Below are 12,283 nucleotides of genomic sequence, written 5' to 3' on the forward strand. Positions count from 1 at the left end.
GGAAGGCCAATTCCCATGACCAACCCCTTCGACGACGACAACGCCCAGTTCTACGTCCTGATCAACGATGAGGGCGAGCACTCGCTGTGGCCGATCTTCGCCGCCGTGCCCGGCGGCTGGACCATCGCCCACGGCGCGGCCCCCCGCCGCTCCTGCCTCGACTATGTCGAATCCCACTGGCTCGATATGCGCCCCAACTCGCTGATAGCCGCAATGCACCCCGAAGCCAACTGAATAGGTGGGGCGCGCCGGTCCACACATCCCCCCCTGCCGATCGGTGCGCCCCGCCCCTCCTCAGGCCCGGGTGCGGGGGGAGTTGATGATCATTCGTGCTTGTTGGCGCCAGTCGGCGACGGCGCGGCCCTGCAGGGTCGACAGTGCGGAGTCGAATTGTTTGGCGCGCTTGGTTACGGTGAGGCCGACGTAGGTGTGACCATTGGTGATCGCGCGAGTGGCCACCGAACAGGCCTCGTCCACCTCGCCGGAGCCCAGCAGGGCGGTGGCGTGTTCGAACCGGACCAGCGCGGGCTCCATGGTCTCGCTGGGATCGTAGAGTTCGATAGCTCGCGCGGCGGCGCGTGCGGTCTGCTCGGTGCGGCCCAAGCGGGAGTAGCCGATGGCCTGATAGAAGGCCAGCTTCTCCGGCCGGAAGGAAAAGATGCCGATCGAGAGCTGTTCTGCGGGAACATTTTCCAGCGCCTGCTCCGATCTCGCGATGCTGCGGGCGAAGCCGTCGAAATTGCCGAGGCTGGCGTGTGCGCGGGCCGCCATTCCCCACAGCCAGGCCGCCGCCGGACCATGGCCCGGATTTTCTTCGAGACGCGGGCCGAGCAGGTTCAAAACTTCCTTCGGATTATCGCTATAGGTCGGTAAATACGCCAATCCCGCCAGTGCGATATCCTCGGAATAGCGGTCGCCGATGTCCTGGGCGGCGTGAATTGCGGTGGTGTACCACATTCGGGCCTGACCGAAATGGCCCTCATTGAACAGAATTTCGCCGACGACATTCGCCAACCGGCCCGCCGTACGGACCAGTCGGATCTGATGGTGGGTGGCCTGGCGTTCCGCGAGACTGCCACGGACCGCACGGAACTGGTCGAGCGTGAGTTGCAGCAACTCGTGCGGCGGCACCTGCACCACCCGGGCGCCGAGGGTTTCGGTGGATTGCTCGAAGAAGCCGAGCCGTCGCTCGCTCATAGACCCGGCGTCCAGGGTCGCGAGCATCTTCTCCGGTTCGCTGGCGACCATATCGGCCGCCTGCCCCGCCAGGCCCGCGCCGATGCAGGCCAGCAGTAATCGCCTTCTCACGTCGTCATCCTCGACTTCCTTGTCGAGCCCGATGTCCCTACCGAGCTGTGTCCGATCGAGCGCCGCGCTCGCATCTCCGATATCACGGGTTGTCAGTGGGTCGTCGGCGATCGCGCGCTCGAATCGCGCGATGACGACCGAATCGGCCTCCGATAGCACTCGATCGAGCAAACGCCTGCTTGCGGCATGCATCCGGGTTGTCCGGCCGTTCTCCCACAAGATCACGGTGCGCGGGGTGACGCCCACCAAGCGCGCGAACTCATAGCGACTTCGCTTCATCGCCATGCGAAGAGCGTGTACGTCCTCGCCGGTCCAGTCGACCTCAACCATAGGTCCCGCTTCCTCGTACCAGGCTGATTCAATCGGAAATTACTCGCATTTACCATATTCGGCTCTGTTATCGATCGAATCGCAACGTGCACGCTGAAGCGGTACCCGGCACCGGGTTTGTGCCCCAAACCCTTTCGGGGGCGCTTGCTCTGGCGTGGCCCGACGCACGGTCCCGACGCTGCTCCGATCCAACAGCGTTGAAGGCGGGCTTCGGCGGGGTTGCCGGTGCCGGGTGCACTTATCTTTTCGCGGAGGTGAACAATGGACGTTTTGCATTCGGATATCCGGGAATTGTGGCTGGTGCAGAGCCGGGATTGCGGTCAAGAACCGGTGGGTCTCAGCGACGACCGGGCCCGTTTCATCCTGTCCGTCCACGCTGGTCACGGCGCTCGCTGTCGCCAATACCTGGCCGCCTCCGCACACTGCTTCCGGCGCACCGCCGAGAAGTAGCTCGAAGCCCTGATGAGGGGTTCCGGTGCGGCGCTCAATTGTTGAGCGCCGCACCGGGTTGATCGATGCCCACACCTTCGTGAGGTCGCGCTCCACTGGTGCGCAGGCTTGCCGAACACGGGGGCGTCGCCGGACGCGATGCGCACGCCGCAGTCGAGGTTGTTCGATCCAATGCGCGGACGGCTCCCTGTACGCGGTCGGCGAAGACCGCTGGCCCATCGAGTACGACGAAATCCACACCACACCAGCGGATTAAGGTCGCGCACATCGAATGCATACCTCGCAGAGCTTGCAGCTTGCAGCTTGTGCGAGGTGATCACTGGTTCTGCGACAGCCACCGACCACGAGATCAGCCCACACGCCCATGTACTCCGGCGTGAATACCTTCATCGTGCGGCTCGTACGCCGCCTCGGATCGATCGCCGCGTCCTCGCCGGTACTGCCGTGTACCGGCTGCGGATGTCAGTTGTTGCGCTCGGCGAAAATCCTACGCGCCACGGTGATTCCGTTCAGCGCGGCGGGGAATCCGGCGTAACCCGCCATCTGCGTGATGATTTCGACGACCTCGGTCTCGGTGCCGCCGACGTTCAGCAGACCGTGGATGTGTACGCCGAGTTGCGGCGCGACGGTGCCGAGTGCGGTGCACATGGCGACGGTGACCATTTCGCGGGTCTTCAGGTCCAGGCCCGGTCGCGAGTAGATATCGCCGAAGCTGTACTCGATGATGTAGCGCCCCAGATCCGGGGCGATATCGCGCAGTGAGTCGATAACTCGTTCGCCCGCGTGCCCGTCGATCTCGGCGAGCTTCGCGCTCCCGCGCTCGAACCGGTCACCGCTCGGGGCCGGTGCCGGTTCGGCCGGGGCCGGGAGGTCGGTACGGGCGTCGAACACTTCGCGCGCTGCCGCCAGCCCGTTCAGTGCGGCAGGGAACCCCGCGTACACGCTGACATGGATGAGCGTCTCGACGATCTCCTCCCGCGTGCACCCCACATTCAGCGCCCCGTCGATGTGGAACCGCAACTGCGGCGCGGCATTTCCCATCGCCGCCAGCGCAGACACCGTCGCCAACTGCCGCTGCCGCAAGGTCAGTCCGGGCCGCGAGAGAATGTCGCCATACCCGAACTCGACGGTCAGCCGCCCGAGGTCCGGTGCGATATCCGCGAGGCTGTCCAGCACCGCGGGCTGCTCCTGCCCACCAACCTGCCGAAGCAGCTCCAATCCACGCTCGAAACGATCATTGCTGGTAGAGGCCTGTGCGTTCGTCATGCCCCGAACTCTAAAAGTTGGAGCGCACTCCAACGCAAGCACTGATTCACCCGCTTGGCCACGAGCCCTGACATCGGCGCAGTCACCACCCACCGCAACCGCCGGACACCAGTGACCGTGTGGCCGGATCTCAGGACCTGCGGCAGCGGCAGTCGCACAAGCAGCGGCATCCTCGCACAAGCACTGACGACTTCGCACAAGCTGCAACCTATGCGAGGTGTGCAGTCGGTATGCGCGACCTTAATCTGTTGGAGCAGAGTGAGTTTCGCTGTACTCGATGGGCCAGCCGTCTTCGCCGACCTCGTACAGGGAGCCGTCCGCGCATTGGCACAGTGGGCGGCTGTTTGCCGGAGCGAGTTCGAGCTTGAACCGAGTGTCTTGGTGGAAGGCGACGAGCAGCGCTCTGACGGAAGGGGCGATTTCCTTTTGTGGTGGCCGAGACATATGCGTCACGGCTCCAACGAGTTCGGGAGATCGGTCCGGCTCAGGAGGGCGGCCCAGTAGTCGTCGCGCAGGACATCCCACAGGTCCTCGTGCTGGGGAAGTAGTTCCCGGGCGTCGGCCAGGTCCGGGTGGGGATCGAACACGATCGTGCCGGGTTGGGCGCTCGGCAGCGTCGCGCGCGACGGCAGGCGGTAGGCGGTGAACGCCGCACCGGGAAGCTGCAGGCGCAGGATGCGCGCGGAACTGCCGATCAATTGCCACACGGCGACCTTGCCGCCATCCCGGGTTCGTGTGGTGCGCACGGCATCTCGACGCATTACCCGACCTCGCCGTTCGTGCGCCCGCTGCCGGAGGACTCCTCACCCCGGTACCTGGGCGATTCGGTGGCTACGGGCTGGACCGCCCACTCGCGTACCGCATCCGCGAACCGTTCGACCACATCCGCTGGCGCGCCGCGGTAGGCGGCTGGCGGACCGACGAACGGATCTCGCTGCGGCAGTTCTCGATTCGGCACGTGCCGACCTCCCGGACCTCGACGGTGCTGCACTCGGGCCCTGAAAACAACTCCTGACCTGGGAAGAGTTCCCTCCGAGCGCATGTTGAGCACACCACCGGACAAACACCTGCACGAGTGAAATCTGAATGTTCAGACGAACTCGCCGAAAGCCCCTGGACAGGATGCGAATGTGCTGTTAAACCGTGTTCGGAATTCGAGCGCAAGTGCATTCGCTGTGTGGGGAGGAATTCGATGCCCGAGGAATCACCGACGCTGCTGCGCCGGCAGCTGGGCCGTTTCCTGCGCGACAAGCGCGAGGGGCGGGGCTTCGCAATCCAAGATGCGGCCAAGGCAGTTCAACTCAGCTACAACGGATTACAGCGCCTAGAGACGGGCCGTACCGTCAAGCCTCGGCGACAAGATGTACGCGAGTTGTGTTCGCTGTACGAAGTGGACGACGGCGAGACGAAGCAGGCCGTGGATCTGGCCTTTCGTGCCGCGACTACCAAGGACGAGGACGGCATTACGTCTCTCGGCGGGATGTTCTCGGATGCGTTCAACATGTACGTCGGTTTGGAACGGTCGGCGCGCAAACTCTTGTCGTATCAAGTGCAGGTGCCGGGCCTGCTGCAGACTGCGGACTATGCGCGTGCGTTGATCGGCGCGTTCCTTCATGACGGGACTCGCGACGAAATCGAGCATCGGGTGGCGGTGCGTTTGCGCCGCCAGGTGGTTGTCACCCGAAAAGCCACCCCGCTTGCGCTCGAAATACTGCTCGACGAGTCCGCTCTGCATCGGATCGTCGGAGGGCCGCGGGTGATGGCCGCGCAGCTCCGGCAGCTTGCCGAGGTCAGCAAGCTCGACAATGTCAGCCTCCGAATCCATCCCTACTCGGCAGGTTTTACCCGTGGCATCCTGCACAGTTCGTTCGTGCTCCTCGACTTCGGTACGGACAGCAAGGGGCAGCCGATCGAACCGCCCGTGGTCTACCTCGACGGTGGCATGAGTAGCGACCTTTACTTCGAGAAGCCAGAGCTGGTAGAGCGATACACTGAAATGGCTGAGTCCATCCGGTGGATAGCACTGGATGAGAAGAGCACGCGAGACCTGCTGCGACAGGTAGCGAAGGAGAAGTACGGTGACCGTTGACCTATCCGAAGCGCGTTGGTTCAAGAGCAGCTACAGCGAGTCCAATGGTCAGTGCGTGGAGGTTGCCTTCCTGGGCGGTGGCATGGTCGGCGTCCGGGACTCCAAGAACCCCACTGGTCCGGCGCTGGTATTCACTCCTGGTGAGTGGGAAGCCTTCACCACTGGCCTGGTGGACAGCGAATTCAAGCACCCCTAGCTCGTTCCGCTTCGTGGAGCGCGGCGCACAACAGGTTGCGAAGGAGAAGTGCGGTGGCTGTTGACATGTCGGGAGCGCGTTGGTTCAAGAGCACTTATAGCGCCTCCAATGGTCAATGTGTGGAAGTCGCCTTCCTGAGTGGTGGCATGGTCGGCCTCCGCGACTCCAAGAACCCCACCGGCCCGGCGCTGGTCTTCACGTCCGGTGAGTGGGCAGCCTTCACCGCTGGCGTGGTGGACGGCGAGTACAAGCGGCCCTAGCTCGTTCCGCTTCGCCGAGTTCGGTTCACAACAGGTGCGAAGGAGAAGTGCGGTGTCCGTTGACATGCAGGGAGCGCGCTGGTTCAAGAGCAGCTATAGCGAGACGAGCGGTCAGTGCGTGGAGGTTGCCTTCCTGGGCGGCGGCAGGGTCGGCGTCCGCGACTCCAAGAACCCCTCCGGCCCAGCGCTGGTATTCACCCCTGGTGAGTGGGCAGCCTTTACCGCTGGCGTGGTGGACGACGAGTTCGAGCGCCCATAACGCGTTCCGCTTCGGAACTGAAGAGCCCGGTCCGTACCTCGGATCGGGCTCGATCCATGTCTGGGCGAGACACCATCACCCGCTAGTGCTAGGGGGCTACCCCGGGGGAGATCTCAGGGGGCAACCTGGATGTGTGGGGCTGGGGAGGTTCCTACCGTCGAGGTATGCGGGTTGTGACGATAGGTATTGCTGTTGGTTTGGTTGCCCTACTCGTGGGATGTGCGCAGGATGCGGAGAAGGATGCGTCGGAGGGGGTGTCGGAGAACCGGATTCGGGTGGTGCAGGCCGATATCGATCGGGCGGTGGAGGCTGGGGTCACGGGGATGATCGCGACGCTGACCGAGAACGGGAAGACGGTCACGCTCACCAGTGGCGTCGCCGATATCGGTACCCGAGCGCCGATTCCGGCGGCACCGCCGCAGCGGGTGCGGATCGGCAGTGTCAGCAAGACGTTCACCAGTGCGGTGGTGTTGCAGTTGGTGGCGGAGGGCAGGGTTCGGCTCGACGAGCCGGTGGATACGTATCTGCCGGGGCTGTTGCGGGGCGATGGGATCGATGGGCGGGCGATTACGGTGCGTCAGATCCTGCGGCACCAGAGCGGGTTGCCGGAGTTCGCCGATGACCCGCGCGTCGACGAATATCGGGCGGGCCTGGAGGGGCGGATCATGACGCCCGCCGAAGAGATCGCGATAATCCTCAGCAGGCCAGCGGATTTCGCGCCGGGTGCGCGGTTCGAGTACAGCAATTCCAACTACATTGTGGCGGATGTGCTCATCGAACGGGTCACGGGCGCGGCGTATGTCGATGAGTTGAACCGGCGGATCCTGAAGCCGTTGCGGCTCGATGACACCTACTTGCCGGGGCCGGGCGAGCTCGATATCCGGGGGTCCCATCCCAAGGGGTACGCCGACATCGACGGCGTGATCACCGATGTGTCGCGCATCGAACCTTCGCTGCCGTGGGGTGCGGGCGGGATGGTCTCCACCGGCGACGATCTGAATCGCTTCTACCGAGCGCTGCTGGCCGGGCAGGTGGTACCCGAGGCCGAGCTGCGGGAGATGCGCGAGGGTGTGCCGATGGGAATGCTCGACATATCCTACGGACTGGGCGTCGGCTCCTCCCATTTGCCGTGCGGCGCAGAGTATGTCGGACACACCGGTGGCATCTCCGGGTACCTCACGATATCCGGCGCGACACCGGACGGACGGGCGGTGACCTACACCTACACCAAGCCGCCGCAACAGCTGCCCGATCAGACGGCCATGCTGGCGCGCGCCCTGTGTCCATGAAGGGAATTTGCATCAACATCATTCGGTAGCGACGGACGCTACGCACGGCTGATCTTGGGATGGTGCACAACCATTTTTCGGTCGTCTCCGCATGGGCGAAACCACTCACACCGATGAAGAATCTTCAGTAACATATCGCGACAACGCAGGATGCCTGCGCGGCGCACATGGACGTGGCAGGCCGGATGGTCGGGAGATTCAGCAATGCAGCAGAAGCCGTCCCCGTCGCACTCGCGACGCACATTCATGAAGAATGCCGCCCTCGTCGGAGGTGTCGCCGCCGCAATGACACTGGCGCCCACCGGTCGCCGTGCGAGCGCTCAGCCGGGCCGGTCGGTCGCCGTCTTCGGCGCGGGCCCCGCGGGGTTGACCGCCGCGCACGAGCTCGCCGAGCGGGGATTCGCCGTCACGGTGTACGAGAAGCTCGATGCCTTCGGCGGTAAGACCCGCAGCATTTACGCCGATTCCGGCGGGGGCCAACTGCCGGGCGAACACGGCTTCCGCAGCTTCTTCGGCTTCTATCACAATCTGCCCGATACGCTGCGCCGGATCCCGTTCCCCGGCAATGCGAACGGCGTATGGGACAACCTGGTCCGCCTCAATGCGGCGATGATCGCGGGCATGAATCGGCACAACCTCACCGTGCCGCTACCGTTCCCGCTGCCCTTCTCCCAATTACCTATGACGCCACAGGGATTCATCGATTCCGTCGCGTCGGTCTTCGAGTCGCTGTTCCGCCTGCCGCTGCCCGAGGCGGTGTTCGCCGCGGAGCGACTGGCCGTCTACGTCTCGAGCAGTACCGAGCGCAAATTCGGTCAGTGGGAGCGAATGACCTGGACCGATTTCGCGCGCCTGGACAATTCGTCCCCGGAGTACAACCGCTTCCTCGGCGACGGTTTCATTCGCGAACTCGTCGCTACCAAATCCCGTAACTGCAGCGCGCATTCGATCGGTCTGGTCGGCGAGGAGTATGTCTGGTCGCTGCTGAACCTCGACAACGACACCGACGGCAAGGGCAATGACCGCGTACTCAACGGCCCGACGACCGAGACGTGGATCGACCCGTGGATCGACTATCTGCGCTCGATCGGCGTGACCTTCGCACTGGGCCAACGCCTTTCGGGCTTCAGCAGCGACGGCGCACATATCACCTCGGCCGCCGTGACCGACCGGAGCGGCGCCCGTCGGACGGTCGAGGCCGACTACTACCTCTCGGCGATCCCACTCGACAAATTCCCGGACGTGCTCTCCGATGACCTGTCCGCCGCCGACCCCACCCTGGACCGCATCCGAAACCTTCAGGCCGCCTGGATGGTCGGCATCCAGTTCTTCCTGCGCAAACGGGTCGACCTGGCCAACGGCCACGTCGGCTACAACGACGCACCTTGGGGCCTGACCTCGATCAGCGAGGCCCAGTTCTGGCGGCGACCCTTGACCACCTATGGCGACGGCACTGTCCAGGATGTGCTCTCCGCCATCATCTCCGAATGGGAAGAGCCCGGCACCTTCAACCGCAGGACCGCCGAACAATGCACACCCGAGGAGATCGCCCGCGAAACCTGGGCGCAGATCAAGGCGCACGTCAATGATGACGGCGACATCCAGCTCACCGACGATATGCTGCACTCCTGGATGATCGACCCCGCCCTCACCGGAGCTGGCACCCCCGATATCGCTTATGACGACGCCATTTTCATCCAGAACCCGGGCTCGTGGTCCGACCGCCCCGACGCCCATACCGCCATCGACAACCTGTTCCTGGCGGGCGACTGGATCAAAACCGGCATGAACGTCGCCTGCATGGAGGGCGCCAACGAAGGCGGCCGCCTCGCCGCCAACGCCATCCTGCACGCCTGCGGCTCCCCGGCCGCACCCGCCACCATCACCCCCCGCTTCACCATGCCCCTCTGGGAGCCCCTCAAACTCATCGACCGCGAACTCTACAAAGCAGGCCAGCCCAACATGTTCGACATCATCGACCGCCGCTACCCCACCCGCTAGTGCCACGGTTGCTAACGGCTTGCAGGATGCATCGGGTGCATCAATCCCGCATGTAGCGCACGGTACGTGGGCCGCGCTGGTAGCCGATGGACCGGTAGAGACGTGCCGGTGCCGGGTATGCCTGGTCGCCGCGGGGCATGATCACCGAGTGGGTGGCTCCAAGGGACCGGAATGCGTGCAGCAGAGCGATATTGACAGCCTTGGCGAGGCCCTTGCCGCGGAACCGTGGCATGCACGAGACCGGCTCTACCAGGCCAACGCGGTTGATCTCGTCGTACCAACCCAGCGCGGAGGCCACCCACTGGCCATCGGGCGCAACAACAACGAGGTCTGTCTGCTCGCGGTAGGGGTAAGCGGCCATGACCTGGTGATAGCTGTCGCTGTTGACCCGGGAGCCGAAGTCGGACCAGCCGGCACGGTGTGCTGCAGCCCGCCGATCGGCGTCGCCGCGGGTGACATGGGATATGGAGAAGCCACTCGGCACGGACGGTGCAGGCAGGTCGGTCAGGGCGTGGATGTGGCGGCGGAAGAACGGTCCGTCCTGCTGCGGTGTATAGCCGTGTCCGGTCAGTGCCGTGCGCTCACGACGATCGTTTTCCATCACCAGACAGGAAATCCTCGGCCCCCGGGCTACTGTCTCGAACCAGTCCAGCACCCGCGGTAGCAGGCTGGTCGCGGCCGGATCGATGAGCAGGTCCAGATGTCCGGGCAGTTCTACCCACGCCCATGCCAGAACCACATCGCACTCTTCCCATACCGACACGCGGAATTCCGCTTTCGCGTCAGGAACCGAGTTCCAAGCCCATGCGATATCGCCGATATGGAAGCGACGCTCGGGCGACCAGATGCGCTGCGCCAGCGATTGCAAGCAATGACAGGCTGCGGGATCACCGCAATCTCGTCGAGTCGCCATGGGTCCCTTCCGTTCGTGCCCGTGGCTGCATCGTCCACCCAGACCGAGCTGTCCTGCAAAGGATTTGGTGTAACACCGAGGAACCGATTCACGGCTCTGGCCAACTACCGCCGCGAACTCTGGCCAACTACCACTGAGCAACCGGTCGATGTCCGGACATTCGGCTGAATCGGCCGCCAGCCCGACCAGCAACAGTCCGCGCGATCGAGGGAAAGGTCTCGGCGCATGTCACAAGGGAGCTGGAAGTATGGCCGGATGCTTATTGTCATCGGCGGGCTGCCCGGCACTGGCAAAACCACACTGGCACGACTGCTGGCCGGACGAATCGGTGCAGTGCACCTGAGAATCGACACCATCGAGCAGGCGATCGTCCGGTCCGGTCTGACGGAACACCCCGTCGGCCCCGCTGGTTATGTCGTCGGATATGCCCTGGCGCAGGAGCACCTGCGGCAAGGGCACACTGTGCTGGCCGAATCGGTGAATCCGCTGGCCATCACCCGAGACAGCTGGCTGGATGCGGCGAAGAACGCTGGAACGGTCGCTGTCGAAGTCGAAGTGCTCTGCTCTGATCCGGCCGAGCATCGGATCGAGATCGGTCGATATCCCCGACCTGCCGCTACCAGAGTGGGACGACGTCCTCAGCCGAGAATATGAGCCCTGGAACCGCGACCATGTCATCGTCGACACAGCTGGCGAAACCCCGGACCAGTCGCTGCGGCGACTTCTCCAGCAACTCGATCGCCTCGGCGCTGGCCCGCACAACCCCGCGACCTGAGCCCGAATGAAGCTCCGATCCGATTCGCTGTGAACCGTCGACTCCCGGGCATGGGGCCGCTCCATGAAGATCGATCACGATCCCCCGAGTACTGGCGAAACCGGTCCGAAAGTCGAAGGAACCGGCGACTTTCATACCCCATGGCGTGAACCCGACGACGCCCGAAAAGGGTGGTGTCCGAATACCCACAAGGGTCTTTCGGACACGCTGTCAGATGAGGCCCTTCTGCTTGCGGATGCGGCGGCGGATATCGGCCATGAGCCCATAGGTGCCGCCGTGGCGGAGGAATCGCGGAATGAAGCGGTTCACGAAGGCGACGAATACGAACAGGTGCTCGAAGCGGCGCTGGTCGGCGGGTGTCCATTCGACCTGGAGCTGCTCGCGGAAGATGGGTGCCAGGAAGCCGATCGTGAGGAACTTCAACAGGTTTCGGAACGGCAGGCGCAGATACCAGTGGATCATGCGCAGATTCAGCAGATCGTCCAGGTAGCCGCGGACATAGTCGTCGAGCGCCACCTGTGCGCAGGCATCGTTCCAGTAGCGATCGAATTCGGCGCGGGTCGCGGGCCACATCTGCTCGGTGACCTGGAGTGTGGTGCCCAGCGTTGAGGAGGACGAGTAGAAGGCCTCGGCCTGTTCGTCGTTCATCCGGCCCTGCAGCAGCTGGTAGGTGTCCTCGAAGCCGATGTAGAGGCAGGCGGCGACCCACAATTGGAGGTTGCGGTCGAAGGCGTTGTACTTCACCGCCGCACCCGGCTCCGAATGTACTTGCCGGTGCGCGACATTCACCGCCTCGCGGTAGGCCCGCCGCTCCTCCTCGGTGCCGAGGATGGCGACCGCGAGGTACTGCGTGGTGGTGCGGGCCCGCTTCCACGGGTGCTTCATCAGCGCACCGGATTCCACGCGGCTCTGCGCCACGCCGTACCCGACGCCGGGGCGCGACATCTGCATCGCCACATTGGCGGCGGCCCCGGCGAAGGACCAGAAGTCCAGTGCATCGGTCAGTTCGACCGGCCGCTTGGTGAACGGACGGTGCGCGGAGTTGATGTGGATGCGGGTCTGTTCCTTCGTCAGCTCCGTGTGGTCGAGGGAGGTGGGCCGCAATGCTGCGGAAGCCGCGTTGCTCGTCATCGAACTCTCCTGCCGC

15 protein-coding genes are annotated in these 12,283 nt (G+C 64.2%); 9 read left to right on the forward strand and 6 right to left on the reverse strand.

The genetic code is table 11. The features are described 5' to 3' along the window. Window positions 1–15 precede the first annotated feature (15 nt). The gene (locus tag ACQP0C_RS05405) at window positions 16–234 is read left to right on the forward strand and encodes an MbtH family protein (RefSeq protein ID WP_433731104.1); all 219 of its coding nucleotides are present in this window, start codon (window positions 16–18) and stop codon (window positions 232–234) included. Between the two features lie 60 nt (window positions 235–294). Here ACQP0C_RS05405 and ACQP0C_RS05410 read toward each other — a convergent pair whose 3' ends face one another. Next, the gene (locus ACQP0C_RS05410) at window positions 295–1,593 is read right to left on the reverse strand and encodes a helix-turn-helix domain-containing protein (RefSeq protein WP_433731106.1); all 1,299 of its coding nucleotides are present in this window, start codon (window positions 1,591–1,593) and stop codon (window positions 295–297) included. Between the two features lie 306 nt (window positions 1,594–1,899). Here ACQP0C_RS05410 and ACQP0C_RS05415 point away from each other — a divergent pair, with 306 nt between their 5' ends. Continuing rightward, complete coding sequence (locus tag ACQP0C_RS05415) at window positions 1,900–2,088, forward strand: hypothetical protein (protein ID WP_433685988.1); 189 nt, start codon at window positions 1,900–1,902, stop codon at window positions 2,086–2,088. A 462-nt stretch (window positions 2,089–2,550) separates the two neighbouring features. Here the strand turns inward: ACQP0C_RS05415 and ACQP0C_RS05420 are convergent, their stop codons facing one another. The 3 genes from ACQP0C_RS05420 to ACQP0C_RS05430 all read right to left on the reverse strand — a co-directional run bounded on the left by ACQP0C_RS05420 (window position 2,551) and on the right by ACQP0C_RS05430 (window position 4,312). Beyond that, complete coding sequence (locus ACQP0C_RS05420; RefSeq protein ID WP_433731108.1) at window positions 2,551–3,354, reverse strand: carboxymuconolactone decarboxylase family protein; 804 nt, start codon at window positions 3,352–3,354, stop codon at window positions 2,551–2,553. Window positions 3,355–3,803: 449 nt separating this feature from the next. Then, on the reverse strand, window positions 3,804–4,115 hold the full coding sequence (locus ACQP0C_RS05425) for a hypothetical protein (protein ID WP_433731110.1): 312 nt from the start codon (window positions 4,113–4,115) through the stop codon (window positions 3,804–3,806). Beyond that, window positions 4,115–4,312 carry a hypothetical protein gene (locus tag ACQP0C_RS05430; RefSeq protein WP_433731112.1) on the reverse strand — a complete coding sequence of 66 codons (198 nt, stop codon included), beginning with the start codon at window positions 4,310–4,312 and terminating at the stop codon, window positions 4,115–4,117. Before ACQP0C_RS05430 ends, ACQP0C_RS05425 begins: the two co-directional genes overlap by 1 nt. 234 nt (window positions 4,313–4,546) lie before the next feature. Between ACQP0C_RS05430 and ACQP0C_RS05435 the strand changes: the two genes are divergently transcribed. The 6 genes from ACQP0C_RS05435 to ACQP0C_RS05460 all read left to right on the forward strand — a co-directional run bounded on the left by ACQP0C_RS05435 (window position 4,547) and on the right by ACQP0C_RS05460 (window position 9,448). Then, the gene (locus tag ACQP0C_RS05435) at window positions 4,547–5,443 is read left to right on the forward strand and encodes a helix-turn-helix domain-containing protein (protein WP_433731114.1); all 897 of its coding nucleotides are present in this window, start codon (window positions 4,547–4,549) and stop codon (window positions 5,441–5,443) included. Beyond that, window positions 5,433–5,639 carry a DUF397 domain-containing protein gene (locus tag ACQP0C_RS05440; RefSeq protein ID WP_433731116.1) on the forward strand — a complete coding sequence of 69 codons (207 nt, stop codon included), beginning with the start codon at window positions 5,433–5,435 and terminating at the stop codon, window positions 5,637–5,639. The genes ACQP0C_RS05435 and ACQP0C_RS05440 overlap by 11 nt, the downstream gene beginning before the upstream one ends. 53 nt (window positions 5,640–5,692) lie before the next feature. Beyond that, window positions 5,693–5,899, forward strand: coding sequence for a DUF397 domain-containing protein (locus tag ACQP0C_RS05445; protein WP_433731118.1), 207 nt, complete (start codon window positions 5,693–5,695; stop codon window positions 5,897–5,899). A gap of 52 nt (window positions 5,900–5,951) precedes the next feature. Then, complete coding sequence (locus tag ACQP0C_RS05450; protein ID WP_433731120.1) at window positions 5,952–6,158, forward strand: DUF397 domain-containing protein; 207 nt, start codon at window positions 5,952–5,954, stop codon at window positions 6,156–6,158. A gap of 164 nt (window positions 6,159–6,322) precedes the next feature. Then, on the forward strand, window positions 6,323–7,447 hold the full coding sequence (locus ACQP0C_RS05455) for a serine hydrolase domain-containing protein (protein ID WP_433731122.1): 1,125 nt from the start codon (window positions 6,323–6,325) through the stop codon (window positions 7,445–7,447). Between the two features lie 285 nt (window positions 7,448–7,732). Further along, the gene (locus ACQP0C_RS05460; RefSeq protein WP_433731124.1) at window positions 7,733–9,448 is read left to right on the forward strand and encodes a hydroxysqualene dehydroxylase; all 1,716 of its coding nucleotides are present in this window, start codon (window positions 7,733–7,735) and stop codon (window positions 9,446–9,448) included. A gap of 40 nt (window positions 9,449–9,488) precedes the next feature. Here the strand turns inward: ACQP0C_RS05460 and ACQP0C_RS05465 are convergent, their stop codons facing one another. Further along, on the reverse strand, window positions 9,489–10,553 hold the full coding sequence (locus tag ACQP0C_RS05465; RefSeq protein WP_433731126.1) for a GNAT family N-acetyltransferase: 1,065 nt from the start codon (window positions 10,551–10,553) through the stop codon (window positions 9,489–9,491). Window positions 10,554–10,616: 63 nt separating this feature from the next. Here ACQP0C_RS05465 and ACQP0C_RS05470 point away from each other — a divergent pair, with 63 nt between their 5' ends. Beyond that, complete coding sequence (locus tag ACQP0C_RS05470) at window positions 10,617–11,015, forward strand: AAA family ATPase (RefSeq protein ID WP_433731129.1); 399 nt, start codon at window positions 10,617–10,619, stop codon at window positions 11,013–11,015. A gap of 331 nt (window positions 11,016–11,346) precedes the next feature. Here ACQP0C_RS05470 and ACQP0C_RS05475 read toward each other — a convergent pair whose 3' ends face one another. Then, window positions 11,347–12,267, reverse strand: a complete 921-nt coding sequence (locus ACQP0C_RS05475; RefSeq protein WP_433731131.1) for an oxygenase MpaB family protein — start codon at window positions 12,265–12,267, stop codon at window positions 11,347–11,349. Window positions 12,268–12,283 lie beyond the last annotated feature (16 nt).

Source organism: Nocardia sp. CA-129566 (assembly GCF_050956075.1).
Classification (GTDB): domain Bacteria; phylum Actinomycetota; class Actinomycetes; order Mycobacteriales; family Mycobacteriaceae; genus Nocardia.

What these genes read in the sequence shown, in the direction of transcription:
- ACQP0C_RS05420 (WP_433731108.1), bottom strand. Translation starts at nt 3,354, where the DNA reads ATGACGAACGCACAGGCCTCTACCAGCAATGATCGTTTCGAGCGTGGA.
- ACQP0C_RS05475 (WP_433731131.1), bottom strand. Translation starts at nt 12,267, where the DNA reads ATGACGAGCAACGCGGCTTCCGCAGCATTGCGGCCCACCTCCCTCGAC.
- ACQP0C_RS05425 (WP_433731110.1), bottom strand. Translation starts at nt 4,115, where the DNA reads ATGCGTCGAGATGCCGTGCGCACCACACGAACCCGGGATGGCGGCAAG.
- ACQP0C_RS05415 (WP_433685988.1), top strand. Translation starts at nt 1,900, where the DNA reads ATGGACGTTTTGCATTCGGATATCCGGGAATTGTGGCTGGTGCAGAGC.
- ACQP0C_RS05460 (WP_433731124.1), top strand. Translation starts at nt 7,733, where the DNA reads ATGACACTGGCGCCCACCGGTCGCCGTGCGAGCGCTCAGCCGGGCCGG.
- ACQP0C_RS05470 (WP_433731129.1), top strand. Translation starts at nt 10,617, where the DNA reads ATGCTTATTGTCATCGGCGGGCTGCCCGGCACTGGCAAAACCACACTG.
- ACQP0C_RS05410 (WP_433731106.1), bottom strand. Translation starts at nt 1,593, where the DNA reads ATGGCGATGAAGCGAAGTCGCTATGAGTTCGCGCGCTTGGTGGGCGTC.
- ACQP0C_RS05455 (WP_433731122.1), top strand. Translation starts at nt 6,323, where the DNA reads ATGCGGGTTGTGACGATAGGTATTGCTGTTGGTTTGGTTGCCCTACTC.
- ACQP0C_RS05435 (WP_433731114.1), top strand. Translation starts at nt 4,547, where the DNA reads ATGCCCGAGGAATCACCGACGCTGCTGCGCCGGCAGCTGGGCCGTTTC.
- ACQP0C_RS05405 (WP_433731104.1), top strand. Translation starts at nt 16, where the DNA reads ATGACCAACCCCTTCGACGACGACAACGCCCAGTTCTACGTCCTGATC.